The organism is Nocardia sp. CC213A (assembly GCF_030766805.1).
Taxonomy (GTDB): domain Bacteria; phylum Actinomycetota; class Actinomycetes; order Mycobacteriales; family Mycobacteriaceae; genus Nocardia; species Nocardia otitidiscaviarum.
This window is the reverse complement of record NZ_JASFXA010000014.1, coordinates 133,142-151,416: the sequence shown is the minus strand read 5'-3', so window position 1 is coordinate 151,416 and position 18,275 is coordinate 133,142. Positions and strand designations below refer to the sequence as shown.

Here is an 18,275-nt window from a genome sequence, read left to right as displayed (position 1 = left end):
GCCCACGGTACAGTGCCGCACCCGTGCCGAACCAGTGATCGCGTGCTGTTGCGGCCTGCCGACCGGTCGGCAGGGGCCATCCGGTCGTACACTTCGGTGCGGAACACGAGTAGCGGCGGCGAGCGCCGGATCGGAACGAGAGCAAGGGGCGGCTACGACGGTGAGTGCGGTAGTGGTAGGTGATCACGTGGTCGGCGAGGCGGCGGCGCACCCGTACGAGGTGATCCGCCCGAACCTGGATACCTTCCGGTTCTCCGAGGTCAAGCGCACCGTCACCATCGGCACCGTGCTCAGCGGCTCGATTCTCAAGCGAGTGGTCCGGCACGGGCTGCGGCCCGCCGCGCGCAAGCGCGCCGTGGCCGACGGCATGGTGGACGGTTTCGAACACCTCGGCCCGCTGTTCGTTAAGCTCGGCCAGCTCATCGCCTCCTCGCCCGGTACCTTCCCGCGCGAATTCGCCGACGCCTGCCTGCGCTGCCTCGACGATATGAAGCCCTTCCCGGCCGCCCAGGCCAAGGCCATCATCGCCGCCGAGCTGGGCAAGCCGATATCGGAACTGTTCCTGGAGTTCGACGACGAGCCGCTGTCGGCGGCCTCCATGGCCCAGGTGCACGGCTGTGTGCTGGCCGACGGCCGCCCGGCCGTGGTGAAGGTGCAGCGCCCCGATATCGCCCGCCGCATGATCGTGGACCTGCGCGCCGCGCTGCGCTTGGCTCAGGCCATGGAGAAGCGGTCGGAGAACGCCCGGGTGGCCAATGCCTCGGGCATGGTGCGCGATCTCTACGAGGCCACCGTGGCGGAGCTGAACTTCCTCATCGAGGCCGACAACCAGACCCGCGCCCGCGCCAACCTGGCGGCCTTCGGCGACAACGCCAATGTCGCCGTTCCCGAGGTGTACTGGGACTACTGCGCCCCCCGGGTGCTGTGCATGGAACGGATGCGCGGGCTGCCGCTGGACCGCTTCGACGATATCCGCGCCGCCCACCCCGAACCGGAACTGCTCATCCGCCGCCTGGTGAAGGCGTGGATGGAGAGCGTGGCCGTGCACGGCCTGTTCCACGGCGACGTGCACGCGGGCAATCTGTGGCTGCTCGACGACGGCCGGGTGGCCATGCTGGACTTCGGCATCGTCGGGCGGATGGAGAACGAGTGGCGCGACTTCGTGCGCGCGCTGTTCTACGCCTCCGCCATCGACAACGACTTCCGTCCGGTGGCCCGCGCGCTGCGCGCCCTCGACCTGGTCTCCGACGACAGCGGTGACGACGCCACCATCGGCCGTCAGCTGGCGGTCGCGCTCGGCCCGGTGCTGTCGGGCAGCCTGGACAAGCTCGACCTGGGCGTGGTGTCGGCGCGGCTGCTCGAATTCGGCAAGCGCCGTGGGGCTTCCGGTCCGCAGCAGCTCATTCTCATGGGCAAACAGCTCGGCTACTTCGAACGCTATGCGGTAGCCCTGGCGCCGGGCTGGAAGCTCGGCAAGGATCTCTACCTGTTCCGGAACATCTTCCCGGATGAGGTTGCCGCCAAGGCCGCCGAGGCCGGTACCGGGATGCCGACCGACTGATTCGCCGCCGAATCGGACCTCCTCGCTGATTCCGAGCAAATCCGGCCCGTGATCGTGCGATATTGGTCAGCGGGCAAGGGGATGCACGCGGGGCTCTCGGGCGATCAGCGACGGTATCCACGGAGGCGACAACTTCATGACGATTCTCTCTGCGGTCGCGGGCGTACAGCGCGGCGACGCGGCGGTGACCCCATCGGGCCGCCGCCCCTCGACCGAGGAGCGTATGCGGGATTGCGAGCGATTCTTCGGCCAACCCGAACTGGCGCATCTGCCCGGTTCACGGTGCGCGGACGCTGTGGCCGGACTACGGCGCACCGGGGTGTACCGGCACACCCCGGAGGAATTGAGCATCGGCGCGAAACTGGCCTGGCGCAATCACGATCGGTGCGTGGGCCGCAAGCACTGGCGGGCGCTGGAGGTGCTGGACGCGCGCACCGCGAGCACGCCCGCCGAGATCGCCGAGGCATGTTTCGCACATCTGCGGCGGGCCACCAACGGCGGGGCGGTGCGCTCGGTGATCACCATCGGGCCGCCCGCGCGGCCGAGCGGGCGCGGTTTCCGCATTCTCAATCCGCAACTGGTGCGCTACGCCGGATACCGGGTCGGCGGCGAGATCGTGGGCGACCCCGCCACCGTGGAGTTGACGGCGTTCGCCGAGGAACTCGGTTGGCGCGGGGCCGGTGGGCGATTCGACCTGCTGCCCTTGCTGATCCACACCCCCGACGACGCGGTGCACCGCTTCGACCTGCCGCGCGACCTGGTGCTCGAGGTGCCGTTGCACCATCCCGAGTACGCCTGGTTCGCCGAACTCGGGCTGCGCTGGTACGCGGTTCCGGCCGTCTCGAACATGGATCTGGAGATCGGCGGCGTCGACTATGTGTGCGCGCCGTTCAACGGCTGGTACGTGTCCTCGGAGATCGGCCGCGATCTCGGCGACAGCGACCGCTACGACACCCTGCCCGAGATCGCCGACCGCATGGACCTGGATCGCAGCAGCGACCGCACGCTCTGGCGGGACCGAGCCCTGGTGGAGTTGAGCCGCGCGATCCTGCACAGCTACAAGCGATCCCGCGTGCACCTGGTGGACCACCACACCGTGGCCCGGCAGTTCGTCGACCACGTCGACCGCGAGAACGCCGCCGGCCGCGCCTGCCCCGCCGACTGGAGCTGGATCAACCCACCCCTGTCCGCCAGCCTGACCCCGACCTTCCACCGCTACTACGACCCGCCCGATCCGCGGCTGCGACCCGCGTTCGTACACCGCGACGCGATGAGACCGGCTGCACCACAAGATATTCCGATGGATGTGAGCGCGCCGCCGAAACGGCGGTCGCTGTGGCGCCTACTGCGGGGTTGATCGGATCGCCGTGTCCCGGTCGGACTTGGCCTGATCCGGCCCAGCCCGGCACGGCCCGGACCGCCAGGCCCGGACGCCGGCACCGACCGGCCCGCCGGGGCGACAGGCGCAGCGGCGGGAGTCGGCCCGTCGCACTCGACGCGGCCGGAGAATCGGATAGGCGCTCGCCCAGGCGAATTCGCACTCTGCCCGCGTGGTCCGGACAACCCGTGCTGTCGCGGCAACCCGCTGTCAGCCTGCAACGCGCGACCGGGAGCGCGGCGAGCAGGTCGGTGGCGGGGCGGCCGCACAGGAGGCCCGGCCACGACCGGTGCGCGTGTAGCGCCGTCGGTCAGGCCGGGCTGGGTACGTCGTCGCTGAAGTATCCGAGTCGGACGTCGTGGGTGACCTCGCCGCTGTCCACCGCGACGCGACCGGTCATGGGCGGGTAGCCGCGCGCTACCACCGTGTACTCACCGGACGGGAGGTCGGGCACGGTGTAGTGGCCGGTCGTGTCGGTGCGGGTGGTGGCGGTGACGTCGCCCGCCGCGTCCAGGACGGTGATCTGGGCGTCGGGTACCGGGCGGCCCTCGTCGGCCCAGGCGAATCCGGTGAGCACCGCCATGGGGGCCAGTTCCACGTCGTGGCGCAGGAGTCCGCTGTCGGGCACGGTGAGCGTGGTCGCGCGCGGGCGCATGTGGTCGGCGACCGCGACCAGGGTGTAGGTGCCCGACACCACGCCGTGGCACACATAGCCCCCGTCGGGGGCGGTGACGGCCGTGCCGACCACATCGCCGCGCGGATCGGTGAGGGTGATGGTGGCCCCGGCCAGGGGATCGCCGCGCAGCGCCGAGCGCACCACGCCGGTGAGTTCGCCCGCGCCCGGCAGCGTCAGGTCCAGGCGCTGCGGGCGATGGCCGACGGTGACGCTCACGGCACTGGGCTGATGGCCGCCCGCGGCCACGATGAGCACGTACGCGCCGGGCTCGGGTGCGCCGATGGTGTACTCGCCGTGCGCGTTCCCGGTGCTGCGCGACACCTGATGCCCGTGCTGGTCGATGAGGGTGAGCACGGTCTCGGGTACCGGCTTGTCGTCGCGGTCGCGAACGCGGCCGGTGAGCGGCAGCTCGTCGGCGTCGAGGACGGTCCCGGCGGCGGGCGTCGCGACCGCTGGCGCGGGCCGATCCTCCAGCAGCGGAATCTCTTTCATGAACATCAGCACCAGGCAGGCCAGCAGCGACACCCCCGTCGCCACCCAGAACACGCCCTGCACCGATTCGGTGAAGCCGATGAGAATGGGCTCGCGCAGCTGCGCGGGCAGCGCCGCCATGGCGGTGGTGTCGCTCTGAATGCGTTCCAGGCCCGCGCCGTCGAGTCCGGGCGGCAGCTGCCCGCCGAAGGCGCGCACGATCCGCTCGGGCAGCAGATTGAACAGGATGGTGAGGAATACCGCGACGCCGAGGGTGCCGCCCATCTGGCGGAAGAAGGTCGCCGCCGCCGTGGAGACGCCCATATCCGCCGGGGGACAGGCGTTCTGCGCCGCGATGATCAGGGTCTGCATGCAGCCGCCGAGTCCGAAGCCGATCACGGTGGTGTAGACCATGATCTGCCACATCGGGCTGTCGAATTCCACGCGGGCGAACAGTCCCGCGCCGACGGCCATGACGAAGGTGCCCAGCACGGGCAGCATCTTGTAGCGCCCGGTGTACTTGGTGACGAGTCCGGCCCCCTGCGCGCCGACCATGATGCCCAGCACCAGCGGCAGCATGAGCAGGCCCGCCGTGGTGGGCGAATAGCCGCGCACCACTTGCAGATACAGCGGCACCATGGTGATGCCGCCGAACATGGCGATGCCCACGATGAATCCGGCCAGGATGGCGATGCCGAAGGTGCCGCTGCGGAACAGCCGCAGCGGGATCAGCGCCGCTTCGCGCATGAGCGCCTCGACGAGCAGGAAGGCCAGCGCGCCCACCGCCGCGATGCCGTAGCAGAGCAGCGCCCGCCGCGAATCCCAGCCCCAGTCCCGGCCCTGCTCGGCCACGATGAGCAGCGGCACCACGGCGGCGGTGAGCGCGAGCCCGCCCGGCCAGTCGATGCGCTGGCGCTGCCGGACGAAGGGCACGTTCAGCCATTTGGCCACCACCAGCAGTGCCAGCGCCCCGATGGGCACGTTCACCAGGAAGACCCACCGCCAACCGTCCAGGCCGATGAGTCGTTCGTAGTCGGAGAAGAATCCGCCCAGCACCGGCCCGACCACGGTGGCGATGCCGAACACCATCATGAAGTAGCCCTGGTAGCGCACCCGTTCCCGGGCGGGCACGATATCGCCGATTATGGTGAGCGCCAAGGACATCAGACCGCCCGCGCCGATGCCCTGCACGGCCCGGAATCCCGCGAGCTGGTACATGGAGGTGGCGAAGGCGCAGGCCGCCGAACCGATGACGAACACCCCGATGGCGATGAGATAGCAGGGTTTACGGCCGTAGATATCGGCGAGCTTGCCGTAGAGCGGCGTCGCGATGGTCGCGGTGATGAGGTACGCCGTGGTCGCCCACGCCTGTTCCTCGAAACCGTGCAGACTATTGGCGATCTTCACGATCGCGACACTGACAATGTTCTGGTCGAGGGCGGCCAGGAAGACCGCGAGCAGCAGTCCGGACAGGATCGTGAGGATCCGGCGGTGCGACAGCGGTGCCGCCGCCGCGCCGTCGGGATCCGCCGCCGTCGCGAGAGTCGAATTCGTCATCGTAGGGCCCTGTTTCAAATCGTCGGCAATCCGTGGTGGAACTTCGCGATACGAGAGTCGAGCCGGTGAAACGGGTTCGGGCAGCGCACGTGCCTGCCCGAACCGTGCTGGGACCCACGTGATTCCGGCACGAAGCCACGGAAATCCAGGGTCGGCGTGATCGAATACTAACCCCTGGCGTATCCGGAGTTACAACCGCCGCTTCTAGGCGAAGAGATGCGCGATGACCGGACGGATCTGTTCGACCGCGCGCTCGGTGGGGCCGGTGGGCTGGAACAGGTGGCTGAGGGCGAGGCGCACCAGGGTTTCGGTGCGGTCGGCCAGTTCGGTGTCGGACAGATCGGGGAGGCCGTACCGGGTGCGCAGGGTCAGCGCCACCGCCGCGACCGCGCGGCCGAGGACGGGTTCGGTTTCGGTCATCAGCGTCGGCAGCAGGGTGGTGTCCGCGCCCGATCGTCCGGACAGCACGGCCTTGAGCAGGGTGTTGTCGGCTCCGGTGCGCAGCGTGTAGTCCACGGCGGCGGTGGCTCCCGCGACCGGATCGTCCGGATGGGCCGCCAGGCAGTCCGCGATGCCGACGAGGAAGGTGTCGACCTCCTGGCGGATGACCACATCGGCCAGATCCTGTTTGGTGCCGATCTCCTTGTAGAGGACCGGGCGGCTGACGCCGACCTCCTTGGCCACCCGCGACATGTTCACCGCGCCCCAGCCCTCGGTGACGACCAGGCGGCGCGCGGTGTCGAGCACGCGCTCGCGCAGGAGTTGGCGCATTTCGGTCTGGAAGTTCGCCGCTTCAGCCACGGGCCTGATCGTACATGAGCAGGTCGAGCGTTCGATCATTGACAGATGTATGTGATGTGTATGTAATGAATACACTTCGTCATGAAGTGTAAATAGGAGATCGACAATGACGACATCTCGACACCCCGAGTCCCTGGACGCGACCCCGCAGTGGCGCGATCGCAAGCGCTACCTCTGGCTGTTCGGCCTGGTCGCGCCGACCGCCATCTTCCTGGCCACCGGCTTCGTGTGGGCGTTCAATCAACTGGGCTGGCAGGCCGTATCCCCGCTGTGGTGGTGGATCGGCCCGGTGCTGGTCTACGTGCTGCTGCCGCTGCTGGACCGGTTCTTCGGCCCCGACGGGCAGAACCCGCCCGAGGAGGTGATGGCGCGGCTGGAGGCCGACCGGTACTACCGCTACTGCGTCTACGCCTACATTCCGTTCCAGCTGCTGAGCCTGGTGTTCGCGGCCTACCTGTGGACGGCCGACAACCTGTCGTGGCTGGGGATCGACGGCGGGCTGGGTCTGATCTCCAAGATCGGGCTGGCGCTGAGCATCGGCGTGATGGGTGGTGTCGGCATCAACACCGCGCACGAACTCGGCCACAAGAAGGACGAACTCGAGCGCTGGCTGTCCAAGATCACGCTGGCGCAGACGTGCTACGGCCACTTCTACATCGAGCACAACCGCGGCCACCACGTGCGGGTGGCGACTCCCGAGGATCCGGCCAGCGCCCGCTTCGCCGAATCGTTCTGGGCGTTCCTGCCGCGCAGCGTGTGGGGCAGCCTGAAGTCGTCGTGGGAGCTGGAGAAGGCGCGGCTGCACCGGTTGGGCAAGTCGCCGTGGACGATTCGCAACGACGTGCTCAACGCCTGGCTGATGTCGGTGGTGCTGTGGGGCGCGCTGGCCGCCGTCTTCGGCCCGATGGTGCTGCCGTTCCTGGTGATCCAGGCCGTCTACGGTTTCTCACTGTTGGAGACGGTGAACTACCTCGAGCACTACGGGCTGCTGCGGCAGCGGACCACCTCCGGCCGCTACGAGCGCTGCACGCCGGAGCACAGCTGGAACTCCGACCACATCGTCACCAATATCTTCCTGTACCACCTGCAGCGGCACAGCGACCATCATGCCAATCCGACTCGGCGCTACCAGATTCTGCGCAGTATGGACGGCGCGCCCAATCTGCCCAGCGGTTACGCGAGCATGATCGGCCTGGCCTACTTCCCGCCGCTGTGGCGCAGGGTCATGGACCATCGGGTGCTCGCGCACTACGGCGGTGACATCACCCGCGCGAACATCCAGCCCGGCAAGCGCGAGCGCGTGCTGGCGCGGTACGGAGCGAGCTGATGCCCGCCTACCGCTGTCCCGTGTGCGAGTACGTCTACGACGAGGCCGCCGGCGCGCCCCGCGAGGGTTTTCCGGCCGGTACCCCGTGGTCGGCGGTGCCCGACGACTGGTGCTGCCCGGACTGCGGGGTGCGCGAAAAGATCGACTTCGAATCCCTCTCCACCCCAACAGGACCCGCCCATGAATAACGACTACAAGCTCTTCCGCTGCATCCAGTGCGGTTTCGAATACGACGAGGCGCTGGGCTGGCCCGAGGACGGCATCGAACCCGGCACCCGCTGGGACGACATTCCCGAGGACTGGTCCTGCCCGGACTGCGGGGCGGCCAAGGCCGATTTCGAGATGGTCGAGGTCAGCCGCGCATGAGCGGACGCATCGTGATCGCCGGTGCGGGCGTGGCCGGGGCGACGGCGGCCAAAACCCTGCGCCGCGAGGGTTATTCGGGCGAGGTCGTGCTCGTCGGGGCCGAGTCCGGATTGCCGTACCGGCGGCCGATGGTCTCCAAGGAGATACTCGCCGCGACCGCCGCCGAACCCCGCACGCTGCTGGAGTCGGCGGACACCTGGGCCGCCCTCGACATCGACCTGCGCACCGACACCAGCGTCGAGGCCATCGAACCGGACGCCGCCAAGGTGCGCCTGTCCGACGGCACCATGCTCGGCTATGACCGGCTGCTGCTGGCCACCGGCGCGCGGCCCCGCCGCCTGCCCGGTGCCGCGCGCACTGTGCACACGCTGCGCGGTGTGGCCGATGTGAACCCCTTGCGCGCGGCCGCTTTCGACGGCGGTTCGCTGCTGATCGTCGGTGCCGGACTGATCGGCTGCGAGGTGGCCGCCACGCTCGCCGGGCTGGGTGTGCGCGTCACGGTGCTGCACGCCGGGCCCACGCCCCTGGATCGGGTGGTCCCCGCCGCCGTCGGCGAGTACTACCGGCGGCTGCACGCCGATCACGGCGTCCGGATCCACACCGACGTCCTGCTCGACCGCCTCGACGACACCGACACCGGGGTGCTCGCCACCGCCGCCGACGGCCGCACCTGGTCGGCCCCCACCGCCCTGATCGCCATCGGCGCGACCCCGGACACCGGCCTGGCCGAAGCCGCCGGGCTGGCCGTCGCCGACGGCATCCTGGTGGACGACCGCCACCGCACCTCCGTGCCCGGCATCTTCGCCGCCGGTGACGCCGCCGCCCGCTTCGACCCGGCGCTCGGCACGCACCGCCGCGAGGAGCACTGGAACAGCGCCCAGTCGCAGGGGGCCGCGGCCGCGAAGGCCATGCTGGGCGTCGATCCGCCGCCCCGCGAGGCGGCCTGGGGCTGGTCGACGCAGTACGGCGTGAACCTGCAATTCGCGGGCCGGTTCGACCGGGCCGAGGAGATCGTCGTCGACGGCAGCTTCGACCCCCCGAGCGTCCTGATCCAGGCCACGTGCGCCGACCGGCCGGTGGGCGTGGCCGCCATCGGCCGCGCCGCCGAATTCCGCTCGGCCCGAGCCCGACTCGCGGCCGAGCTGGAATCTGGAACGGGTACGTCGCCCTGAGGGCGCTGGCGAGTTCCGCGCATCGCGTGCGGAACTCGCCTGCGTGCGGAACTCGCCAGCGCGGGTGTGTCACCAGCGCGGGTGCGTCGTGGTGACGGTGCTCGGATTCTCCGCGGCAGGTACCGGATCAACAGGCGCTGATTCACGACATCTCGGGGGATACTCGCCGCGTGGGTGCGGAAGGGGCACGCTCAGGATTCGGCTTGCCGGATCGGCTTCGGCGTCAGCGCCGCTCGCAGTCGATCGACGATCACCCCGCGCGCCGCCCGGCCCTCCGGGGTCGGGGTGAGTGGGTAGACGTGCACCAGGCCGGGCTGTTCGTGGTAGTCGACCTCGACACCGGCCGCACGGGCCTTCGCCACCAGCAGTCGGGTATCGGGCACCAGGATGTCGTGGGTGCCGCAGAAGACGGTGAGCGGGCCGAGGCCGGACATCTCGCCCGCCAGCGGGCTGACGCGGGGGTCGGTGAAGGGCAGATCGCCGCGCCAGAGCTCGGTGAGCACGCGCGAGCCGTGGCGGCCCAGCCACGGATCGCGCGGCAGCACCGCGTCGATCTCCGGATTGCTCAGTGACAGCTCCAGGGCGGGGGAGATCAATACCGTGCGCGGCAGCACCACGTCGTGCTCGTCGCGCAGCAGCAGGGCGGTGGACAGGGCGATCTGGCCGCCCGCGGAATCCCCGGCCAGGCATACCTCGCCGTACTCGGAGCCCTTGTCCCGCACCAGTTTCGCGATGGCGGGGACGACCTGCCCGGCGGTGCCGTAGGGGATGAGCGGATAGATGGGCAGCACGACGGCGGTTCCGGCGCGCGCCGCGATATCGGCGGCCAGCGCCCAGTGCTGGGACGCGATCTCGTTCACCCAGCCGCCGCCGTGGGCATACACCACGCAACCGCGCGCGGCACCCGATCGCGGCGTCAGCGTGTAGACCGGCCAGCCGGGATCGCGGTCCACGGTCACCACCACGTCCGACCGCAACCGGCGCGGCGGACCGTACGGCCGGGGCCGCAGGGTGCGTTCGCGAATGTGGCGGCGAGCGCCCTCGGCGGTGCGGAAGGGGCGGTTGCGGCGGGTGACGCGCAGGAATCCGGGCAGGACCACGCGGCTGAGGAAACTCGGCTCCATCGATCGACCATACGTCTCGACCGCGTCGAACCTCCCGGTCGGTAGCCGCGCGGTTACTGTGGTGGCCGTCACGAAAACTGGCAGTGATGTATTCCGCCAAACTTCGTGACGACTGACACGTCAGTCACCAAACTGTTATAGGGTCACGCCATCGGCTGTGGGGCCGAGCGATATCGACCAAGCAGTGGGGCTGTGGGGTGGTAAACATTGGTCGACAGGGCTTTTCGTGCACCGGAACCGTTGGTTCGGGAGGTGCTCGAATTCGTACTCTCGGGGCTGCGGACATTCGGTCGGACACTGCAACTGGCGGTGGCGGCCTTCCGGTGGCTGTTCATCGATATCGTCCGGCTGCGGCATCCGTGGCGAGATACCGTACAGCAGGGCTGGTTCATCGTCAGCGTGACGGCGATTCCCGCTGTGCTGGTGGCGATTCCGTTCGGCGTCATCGTCGCGGTGCAGGTCGGCAGCCTCACCCAGCAGGTGGGCGCGACCTCGGTATCGGGCGCGGCGGGCGGCCTGGGGGTGATCCGGCAGGGTGCGCCCATGGTGACCGCGCTGTTGCTCGGCGGCGCGGCCGGATCGGCCATCGCCTCGGATCTGGGGGCGCGCACCATTCGCGATGAGGTGGATGCCCTGCGCACCATGGGAATCGACCCGGTGCGCCGACTGGTCGCGCCGCGGCTGGCGGCCATGATCACGCTCACGCCGCTGCTGTGCATGCTCATCATCTTCATGGGCGTCTTCACCGGCTATGTCATCGCGGTCGGCTTCCAGGGCGTCACTCCCGGCAGCTACCTGTCCGCCTTCGCGGCCTTCGCCAAGATGAGCGATCTGGCGGTGGCCATCGTGAAGGCGGTCATCTTCGGCATCATCGTGCTCATCGTGTCCTGTCAGCGCGGACTCGAGGCCACCCACGGACCCAAGGGCGTCGCCAATGCCGTGAACGCCGCCGTGGTGATCGGCGTGATCGCCGCCTTCGGCGTGAATCTGGTGATCACCCAACTGGTGTCGATGTTCCTACCGCAGCAGGTGGGGTGAGATGACCCAGGCACCAGCTCGCTACCAACCGCTCGGCGCGGTCGGCCGCGCGGCCCGCAAATCCGTCGACGGACCGAATTCGCTGTTCGAATCCCTCGGACACCAGGCGACTTTCGTCTATCAGGTGTTGACCGCCATCCCGCACACGCTGCGGGTGTACCGGCGGCAGACCTTGCTCATCCTCTCCGATATCACCTGGGGCTCCGGGGCGATCATCGTCGGCGGCGGCACCGTGGCGGTGCTGGTCTTCCTCGGCATCGCGGTCGGCGGTTCCATCGGGGTGGAGGGCTTCACCGCGCTGAACATGGTCGGCATGGGTCCGCTCACCGGATTCGTCTCCGCCTACGCCAATACCCGGGAGATGGTGCCCATGGTGGTGGCGATCGGGTTCGCCGCCCAGGCGGGCTGCCGGATGACGGCCGAGATCGGGGCCATGCGCATCTCCGAGGAGATCGACGCGCTGGAGGCCATCGGCATCCGGCCCATGTCCTTCGTGGTGACCACCCGTGTGATCGCCGGGGTCGTCACCATCGTGCCGCTGCACCTGCTCACCCTCATCCTGTCGTATCTGTCCTGCGCGACGGTGGTGAATGTGCTGCACGGGCAGAGCTCGGGCACCTACTACCACTACTTCGACGCCTTCCTGCAACCCGGTGACGTGCTCGCATCACTGGTCAAGGCAACGGTTTTCGTAGTGGTCATCATTCTCATCCACGGCTATCAGGGCTTCTACGCCAGCGGCGGCCCGGAGGGGGTGGGCCGGGCCTCCGGCCGCGCCATCCGCGCCAGCCTGGTCGGCGTGGTGATCCTGGACATGATCATGACGATCGCGTTCTGGGGCCTGGATGTCGGCATCAGGATTTCGGGGTAGTCATGCCGGTATTCGTAGACCATTCCGGCCGCAGCGCCGGACGCTGGGCGCTGCGCCTGCGCGGACTCGTGGTGGCGGTCGTCATCGCGGTGGCGGCCACGGTCGTCACCACCTACGCCAAGGGCGGTTTCGCCGACCGATTCGAACTCACCATCGACGCGGCCACCCTCGGCGAGGGGCTGGCCCCCGGGGCGGAGGTGAAGTTCCGCGGGCTGGCCATCGGCACCGTGCGCACGGTGGAGACGGTCGGCTACGGGAAGCAGCGCATCGAGGTGGAACTCGATCGCGCTCAGGCGCGGGCGCTCACCGACGATGTGACCGCCCGCTTCACCTCGTCGAACGTGTTCGGGTCCAGCGCCATCGAATTGGTGACCACCGGCGACGGCGACCCGTTGCGTGAGGGCGCGACCCTGTCCATCGGGGAGAATGCCGCCAACGCCACGGTCGCGGGGGTCTTCCGCCGCGCCGCCCGGCTCACCGCGGTACTCGACTCCGACAGCGTGCGCAGGCTTTTCGATCTGCTGCTGGACAATGCCGACGCCATCGGCCCCACGCTGAGCTCGTTCTTCGAGACCGCGCGCATGATGGCCGACGGTCAGCGCGCGCCGCTGGCCCACTACCTCGCCATCGGCGCGGACATGACCGAGGCGTTCGCCGACCTCACCCCGCCGGTGGGTCGGGCCGTCCTCCAGATCCTGGAGCAGAGCGCCTATTTCGGCGACGAGACCAACCGCGAACGCACCAACCAGGCCACCGACGGTGCGTACACCCAGGTGCTCGTCGGCATCGCGGAACTGCTCGACCGCAACAACCCCGATCTGGAACGGATTCTCGGGGCGGTACTGGACCTGGCCGTGCCGATCAGCGTGTCGCTGGGCACCGTCGCCCCCGCCTATCACCGGATTCCCGCCCTGCTCGCCGCGGTGGACGGTGCGTTCCCGGTGGTGGACGGAAAGGTGCAGATGCAGTTGGAGCTGATCGTGGAGACCATGCCGTACCTGGCCGATTCGCTGGCAGGGGGTGCGCGATGAACGGAATCGGTTCGGCTGCCGCGAAACTCGCGGTCTTCGGAGTGATCGTCGCCGCCTGCACGGGATTCATCGTGACCGCGCTGCGCACCCCCGTCCCCGGCGACAAGGTCGTCTACCAGGCGGTGTTCACCGATGTCTCGGGCCTGTACGAGGGTGACTCGGTGCGCATGTCCGGCGTCGCGGTCGGGAAGGTGGAATCGGTGGACCTCGACCGGGATCGGGCCCGGGTACGTTTCACCGTCGACCGCACCCGGCCCGTCTACGACACCACCCAGGCCGCCGTGCGCTATCAGAACCTCATCGGCCAGCGGTACGTGGAACTGCTCACCGAGCGTCCGAGCGCCGTGAAACTGCCCGCGGGCGGTGTGATTCCGGTGGAACGCACCATTCCCAGCTTCGATGTGTCCAAGCTGTTCAACGGTTTCAAACCGCTGTTCGACACCCTGGAGCCCGAGCAGCTCAACCAGTTCGGCACCAATCTGCTGCGGGTGATCCAGGGCGACGGCTCCGGTATCGGCCCGGTACTCGCCGATCTGGACCGGATCACCGCGCACGCCCGCGACAGCGAGGCGGTGATCGTGCTGCTCATCCAGAACCTCGGGGTGGTGTCGCAGGAGATCGGCGGCAAATCCGATGCGGTGGGGGCGCTGGTCGACCAGCTCTCGGAGATCCTGCGGCAGTTCACCGATCGGATGCAGGGCGTCATCGCCGCCATCGAGAAGGGGGACCGCGTGCTGACCCCGCTCATTCCGATCCTGGAGGAGGGCCGGGACGCCTACGACGTGGCCTACGGGCCGATCGACGGACTGCTCCGTCGGCTGGTACCGCAGACCGAGATACTCACCCAACTGCTGGCGCTCACTCCGGGCCTGGTGTCCGGGCTGAACAACGCGGTGCCCGGCGAGGGTTACCGCCCCCGCATCACCTGTTCCAGCGGGGAAGCGGTGGTGCCCGATATCGGCGGTGTGGTGCTCGGCAGTCAGAACCTGGTGGTGTGCGAGTGAAACGCTATGTGGACATGGTCGCGGGTGCGCTCCGCGAACTGGTGACCGGGCGCGGCGATCAGCCGAGTCAATTGCGCTGGGGCGCGGCGGGAGTCGTGGTGTGCGCGGTACTGCTGCTGATCGCGGGCGCGCTGTATGTGATACCGATCGGCGAGCGGACCTACACCGCCGACTTCCGGGTGTCCGGTGGCGCGCGCCCCGGGGACGAGGTGCGCGTCGCCGGGATCAATGTCGGTGAGGTGCGGTCGGTGGAGTTGGTCGGCGACCACGTCGAGGTGCGGTTCGGGGTGGACCGCGCGGTGCACGTGGGCGAGCTGGCCAGCGTCGAGGTGAAGATGCTGACCCCCATCGGCGGGCACTACCTCTCGCTCACGCCGACCGGCGAGAAAGCATTGGGGGACAAGCACATTCCGCCGGAGCGCACCACCGTCCCGTTCGAACTCAGCGATATCCTCGACCACGCGACGCCCGTCATGGGCAAGATCGACGCGCAGACTCTGCGCGCCACCATGGCCGAGCTGAACACCGCGCTGACCAGCCAGCCGGACGCGCTGCGCGGTGTGATCGGCAATGCGGCCGAGCTGACCGACATACTCGCCGACCGGTCCCGCCAGCTCGACACCGCCCTCCAGGTATCGGACGAGTACATCGCCGCCATCGCCGCCGACAAGGCCATGCTGGCGGGTTTCGTGCAGCAGCTGGGCACGGTGGCCGACCAGCTCGGCGATCGAAAAGAGCAGATCGTACGGGTCTTCGGTCTGATCAAGCGACTCTTTCTCATCCTGCACCGGCCGCTCATGGCCTACGGCGACACGCTGGAACCGCCCATCACCGAGATCGAGCAGATCTTCTCCAAGGTGATGGCCGATCCGAGCCGCATCGACACCGTGGTCGCCGGCATCCGGGAGGTCGTCGACAAACTCTCGGCCATGCTGGGCGTCCAGGTCGCTGTCGACCGGCCGGAGAACGGTGTGCGGGTGTGCGTTCCCTACGAAGGCAAGGCGTGCTGAATGAACTGGGGTAGAACAGCACTCGTGGCCGGGGCCGCCGCCGTGGCGGTGGCGACCGGCGTGGCCGGGGTGACATGGGTGAACTCGGTGCGCGCCGATTCGACACGGCGGGTCTGCGCCGACTTCACCGACACCGTGGGCCTGTACGAGGGCAACAGCGTGACCATGCTCGGCGTCGAGGTCGGCACGGTGTCCACCATCGAATCGCGCGGTGACCACATGCGCGTCACCATGACCGTGGACGGGGACGTGCGGTTGCCCGCCGATATCCAGGCGGTCACCATGTCCAGCTCCATCGTGACCGACCGGCACGTGGAACTGACCAAGCCGCACACCGGCGGGCCGGAGTTCGACACCGCATCCTGTATCCCACTGGAGCGCACCAAGACTCCGGTGGGCATCAGCGAGGCCCTCGACGCCATGGGCCGCATCGCCGGGGACCTCACCGGCGGCGGCTCACCGGAGGACACCCTCATCGACCAGACCCTCACCGCCGCCGACAGCGCGTTGGCCGATACCGGCCAGCAGTGGAACCTGCTGCTGCGGGAGCTGTCGCAGGTGGTCGGCGATCCCGGCCAGCGCGATGTGGTGTTCCGGCGACTGGTGGAGAACCTCGACACCCTCACCACCATGTTCGTGAGCAACTGGCCCGATATGGCATTGCTGCTGGACAATCTGCGCCAGGGCATTCAGCTCCTCGGCGAGTTCTCCGCCGAGTTCGCCGGGGCGGTGGACCTCGCGGTGGAGTTCCTGCCGGTGATCGCCCGCAATGTCGGCAAATACGACGAGCAGGTGTACGCCCTGCTGGATCAGTACCTGCCACAGGTGAAACAGCTGATCAACAGCCAGGGCGATATCGGCGACCTGCTGTCGAAACTGCCGCCGCTGGCGGCGCGACTACCGCAGGCGGGTGCGCGATGACCCGTCGAACGCTGCGCCGGAGGCTGCTGCCCGCACTGGCGGCGGGCCTGGTGCTCACCCTGAGCGGCTGTGGCGTGCGCGCCACCGACATCCCCATTCCGGGCACCTATCCGAGCGGTGACACCTACACGGTGCGTATCGAATTCGGTTCGGTGCTCAACCTGCCCGATCGTGCCAAGGTCATCGCCGACGGCGTGGAGATCGGCATGCTCGACCGCATCGACCTGGTCGGCACCACCGCCGTGGCCACCGTGGAGCTGAAAACCGATGCGCGACTGCCCAAGACCACCACCGCGGAACTGCGGCAGAGCACCATCCTCGGCGATATCCACATCGCCCTGGAACCGCCGCGGGACAGTGAAGTCGCCTTCCTCCAGGACGGCGATGTCATCCCGGTGGGGCAGACCGTGCCCGCCACCAATGTGGAGGACATCCTGCGGGCGCTGTCCAATATCGTGACCGGCGGACGCTGGTCGGATATGCAACAGCTGGTCGCCGACGTGAACGCCGCCTTCCCGACCGATCCGGCCGAGATCGACCGCATCACCCGGGCCGGCCGGGCGGCGCTGACCGATCTGTCCTCGCACACCCCGGAACTGGACCGCATTCTGGCCGCGGCGCAGCAGATCACCGGGAAGCTGGAGTCCGGGAGGGCCGCGGTGGACCAGATCCTCACCCTGGGTCCCGATCGGGCCGCGGGTCTGGCGGATGTGCTGTTCAATGTGGTGCGCCTGATCGCGGGTGCGGGCGTGCTGGCCGACGAGGCGGGAGAGCTGCTGCTGCCGCTCGCGGGCGACTTCCGCAGCATCGTGTCGATTCTGGCCCCGACGGCGCTGACCGTCGCCTACGCCGACATCACCGTGCCCGCGAACCTCGAGGCGTTCCACACGCTGTTGCGGGACAAGCTGATTCCGTTTCTGCACGCACCGGATGTCCACCTCCGCGGGGTGGATGCCCAGGCCGACGCCGACGAGCTGGTCACGGTGCTGCGTTCGATGGGGATGGTGCCGTGAAACTCTCACTCTCCGGACCGATGTCGCTGGTGCTGCTGCTGGTGCTCACGCTGGTGTGCGGCAGCTATATGGCCGTCGGCGTGCTGAACCTGGACCCGCGCCGCGACTCGCACGCCATCACCGTGCTGGTGGACACCTCCGGCGGTCTCATGAAGACCTCCGAGGTGACGCTGCGCGGGATGCCCATCGGGCGCGTCCGCTCCATCGAGGCCACCTCCGTGGGGCTGGCGGTGCGGCTGGAATTCGATGCGCGCTACCGGATTCCGGTAGACAGCGAGGTGCGTGTCTCGAACCTGTCGGCGGCGGGAGAGCAGTTCCTCGACTTCCGGCCCACCGGCACCGCGGCCCCCTATCTGCGCGACGGCAGCATCGTGCCCGCCCGGCAGGTGCGCATCGCCACCACCGTCGGCGACGCCCTGGCCAAGTTGGACGCGCTGACCGCGCAGATCGACCCGCTGAAGCTGGAGCGACTGGCCACCACCGTCGCCGCCGGATTCGAGGGCCGCGACGCCGACGTGGCGAATCTGACTCGGGCGCTCACCCTCACCGCGGGCATGCTGCGCGACAAACGCGACGCCATCGCCCGGCTCTACGCCAATGTGCAGACCCTGGGCGACAACTTCGACGGTCGCGCACCCACGCTCAGCGCCACCGCCGGCGATGTGACGGCGGCGCTGCCCGAACTGCTGCACATCATTCGTTCCTTCCAGGACTTCTCCTACGTCGGCGAGCACGTGTTCACCGACCCGATCGGGCCGCTGGTGCAGCGCATCGACGACTACATCGCCCTGCTGGGCCCGGATCTGGGCCATATCGCCACGGTTCTGAAACCGGCGACCAGCACCATCAAACCCGTACGCGTGGACGCCGGTTCGATCATCGACCTGCTGGCGACCGTCTTTCCGGGCGACGGCGCCGCCCATGTGACCGTCGGTCCCCGTTGACCGCTCGACA

Annotated in this window: 17 protein-coding genes; 14 read left to right on the top strand and 3 right to left on the bottom strand. The window is 68.8% G+C overall.

Annotation, left to right across the window (positions count from 1 at the left end):
• Positions 1-160: 160 nt before the first annotated feature.
• Both QJS31_RS24480 and QJS31_RS24475 read left to right on the top strand, forming a co-directional pair.
• Positions 161-1,561 carry an AarF/ABC1/UbiB kinase family protein gene (locus tag QJS31_RS24480; protein ID WP_306357793.1) on the top strand — a complete coding sequence of 467 codons (1,401 nt, stop codon included), beginning with the start codon at positions 161-163 and terminating at the stop codon, positions 1,559-1,561.
• Positions 1,562-1,697: 136 nt separating this feature from the next.
• Complete coding sequence (locus tag QJS31_RS24475; RefSeq protein ID WP_372341630.1) at positions 1,698-2,918, top strand: nitric oxide synthase oxygenase; 1,221 nt, start codon at positions 1,698-1,700, stop codon at positions 2,916-2,918.
• Positions 2,919-3,249: 331 nt separating this feature from the next.
• Here QJS31_RS24475 and QJS31_RS24470 read toward each other — a convergent pair whose 3' ends face one another.
• Together QJS31_RS24470 and QJS31_RS24465 are read right to left on the bottom strand one after the other, a co-directional pair.
• On the bottom strand, positions 3,250-5,643 hold the full coding sequence (locus tag QJS31_RS24470; protein ID WP_306357792.1) for an MFS transporter: 2,394 nt from the start codon (positions 5,641-5,643) through the stop codon (positions 3,250-3,252).
• A gap of 204 nt (positions 5,644-5,847) precedes the next feature.
• Positions 5,848-6,444 (bottom strand): TetR family transcriptional regulator, encoded by a 597-nt coding sequence (locus tag QJS31_RS24465; RefSeq protein WP_029932336.1) that lies wholly within the window; start codon positions 6,442-6,444, stop codon positions 5,848-5,850.
• A gap of 106 nt (positions 6,445-6,550) precedes the next feature.
• Here QJS31_RS24465 and QJS31_RS24460 point away from each other — a divergent pair, with 106 nt between their 5' ends.
• The 4 genes from QJS31_RS24460 to QJS31_RS24445 are packed head-to-tail and all read left to right on the top strand — an operon-like array spanning position 6,551 to position 9,309.
• Positions 6,551-7,771, top strand: coding sequence for an alkane 1-monooxygenase (locus tag QJS31_RS24460; protein WP_306357791.1), 1,221 nt, complete (start codon positions 6,551-6,553; stop codon positions 7,769-7,771).
• Positions 7,771-7,959: a rubredoxin gene (locus QJS31_RS24455; protein ID WP_282779076.1), complete on the top strand. Its 189-nt coding sequence runs from the start codon at positions 7,771-7,773 to the stop codon at positions 7,957-7,959. Before QJS31_RS24460 ends, QJS31_RS24455 begins: the two co-directional genes overlap by 1 nt.
• Positions 7,952-8,137: a rubredoxin gene (locus tag QJS31_RS24450; protein WP_029932338.1), complete on the top strand. Its 186-nt coding sequence runs from the start codon at positions 7,952-7,954 to the stop codon at positions 8,135-8,137. The genes QJS31_RS24455 and QJS31_RS24450 overlap by 8 nt, the downstream gene beginning before the upstream one ends.
• Positions 8,134-9,309: an NAD(P)/FAD-dependent oxidoreductase gene (locus QJS31_RS24445; protein ID WP_306357790.1), complete on the top strand. Its 1,176-nt coding sequence runs from the start codon at positions 8,134-8,136 to the stop codon at positions 9,307-9,309. Before QJS31_RS24450 ends, QJS31_RS24445 begins: the two co-directional genes overlap by 4 nt.
• A 191-nt stretch (positions 9,310-9,500) precedes the next feature.
• Here the strand turns inward: QJS31_RS24445 and QJS31_RS24440 are convergent, their stop codons facing one another.
• Complete coding sequence (locus tag QJS31_RS24440; protein WP_282779073.1) at positions 9,501-10,433, bottom strand: alpha/beta hydrolase fold domain-containing protein; 933 nt, start codon at positions 10,431-10,433, stop codon at positions 9,501-9,503.
• A gap of 207 nt (positions 10,434-10,640) precedes the next feature.
• On the opposite strand from QJS31_RS24440, the gene QJS31_RS24435 reads away from it, so the two are divergent.
• Genes QJS31_RS24435 through QJS31_RS24400 form a run of 8 tightly spaced genes read left to right on the top strand, consistent with a single transcriptional unit; the run spans position 10,641 to position 18,265 of the window.
• Positions 10,641-11,471, top strand: coding sequence for an ABC transporter permease (locus tag QJS31_RS24435; protein WP_029932341.1), 831 nt, complete (start codon positions 10,641-10,643; stop codon positions 11,469-11,471).
• A 1-nt stretch (position 11,472) separates the two neighbouring features.
• The gene (locus QJS31_RS24430; protein ID WP_282779072.1) at positions 11,473-12,342 is read left to right on the top strand and encodes an ABC transporter permease; all 870 of its coding nucleotides are present in this window, start codon (positions 11,473-11,475) and stop codon (positions 12,340-12,342) included.
• A gap of 2 nt (positions 12,343-12,344) precedes the next feature.
• Positions 12,345-13,373, top strand: a complete 1,029-nt coding sequence (locus QJS31_RS24425; protein ID WP_306357789.1) for an MlaD family protein — start codon at positions 12,345-12,347, stop codon at positions 13,371-13,373.
• Complete coding sequence (locus tag QJS31_RS24420) at positions 13,370-14,377, top strand: MCE family protein (protein ID WP_282779067.1); 1,008 nt, start codon at positions 13,370-13,372, stop codon at positions 14,375-14,377. The genes QJS31_RS24425 and QJS31_RS24420 overlap by 4 nt, the downstream gene beginning before the upstream one ends.
• Positions 14,374-15,387 (top strand): MlaD family protein, encoded by a 1,014-nt coding sequence (locus tag QJS31_RS24415; protein ID WP_306357788.1) that lies wholly within the window; start codon positions 14,374-14,376, stop codon positions 15,385-15,387. Before QJS31_RS24420 ends, QJS31_RS24415 begins: the two co-directional genes overlap by 4 nt.
• A complete protein-coding gene (locus QJS31_RS24410) occupies positions 15,388-16,308 on the top strand; it encodes an MCE family protein (protein WP_282779064.1) in 921 nt (306 codons plus the stop codon).
• Complete coding sequence (locus QJS31_RS24405) at positions 16,305-17,321, top strand: MlaD family protein (RefSeq protein WP_282779063.1); 1,017 nt, start codon at positions 16,305-16,307, stop codon at positions 17,319-17,321. Before QJS31_RS24410 ends, QJS31_RS24405 begins: the two co-directional genes overlap by 4 nt.
• Positions 17,318-18,265, top strand: coding sequence for an MlaD family protein (locus tag QJS31_RS24400; RefSeq protein ID WP_282779062.1), 948 nt, complete (start codon positions 17,318-17,320; stop codon positions 18,263-18,265). Before QJS31_RS24405 ends, QJS31_RS24400 begins: the two co-directional genes overlap by 4 nt.
• Positions 18,266-18,275 lie beyond the last annotated feature (10 nt).

What these genes read in the sequence shown, in the direction of transcription:
- QJS31_RS24475 (WP_372341630.1), top strand. Translation starts at nt 1,698, where the DNA reads ATGACGATTCTCTCTGCGGTCGCGGGCGTACAGCGCGGCGACGCGGCG.
- QJS31_RS24470 (WP_306357792.1), bottom strand. Translation starts at nt 5,643, where the DNA reads ATGACGAATTCGACTCTCGCGACGGCGGCGGATCCCGACGGCGCGGCG.
- QJS31_RS24460 (WP_306357791.1), top strand. Translation starts at nt 6,551, where the DNA reads ATGACGACATCTCGACACCCCGAGTCCCTGGACGCGACCCCGCAGTGG.
- QJS31_RS24455 (WP_282779076.1), top strand. Translation starts at nt 7,771, where the DNA reads ATGCCCGCCTACCGCTGTCCCGTGTGCGAGTACGTCTACGACGAGGCC.
- QJS31_RS24450 (WP_029932338.1), top strand. Translation starts at nt 7,952, where the DNA reads ATGAATAACGACTACAAGCTCTTCCGCTGCATCCAGTGCGGTTTCGAA.
- QJS31_RS24445 (WP_306357790.1), top strand. Translation starts at nt 8,134, where the DNA reads ATGAGCGGACGCATCGTGATCGCCGGTGCGGGCGTGGCCGGGGCGACG.
- QJS31_RS24440 (WP_282779073.1), bottom strand. Translation starts at nt 10,433, where the DNA reads ATGGAGCCGAGTTTCCTCAGCCGCGTGGTCCTGCCCGGATTCCTGCGC.
- QJS31_RS24430 (WP_282779072.1), top strand. Translation starts at nt 11,473, where the DNA reads ATGACCCAGGCACCAGCTCGCTACCAACCGCTCGGCGCGGTCGGCCGC.
- QJS31_RS24425 (WP_306357789.1), top strand. Translation starts at nt 12,345, where the DNA reads ATGCCGGTATTCGTAGACCATTCCGGCCGCAGCGCCGGACGCTGGGCG.
- QJS31_RS24420 (WP_282779067.1), top strand. Translation starts at nt 13,370, where the DNA reads ATGAACGGAATCGGTTCGGCTGCCGCGAAACTCGCGGTCTTCGGAGTG.
- QJS31_RS24410 (WP_282779064.1), top strand. Translation starts at nt 15,388, where the DNA reads ATGAACTGGGGTAGAACAGCACTCGTGGCCGGGGCCGCCGCCGTGGCG.
- QJS31_RS24405 (WP_282779063.1), top strand. Translation starts at nt 16,305, where the DNA reads ATGACCCGTCGAACGCTGCGCCGGAGGCTGCTGCCCGCACTGGCGGCG.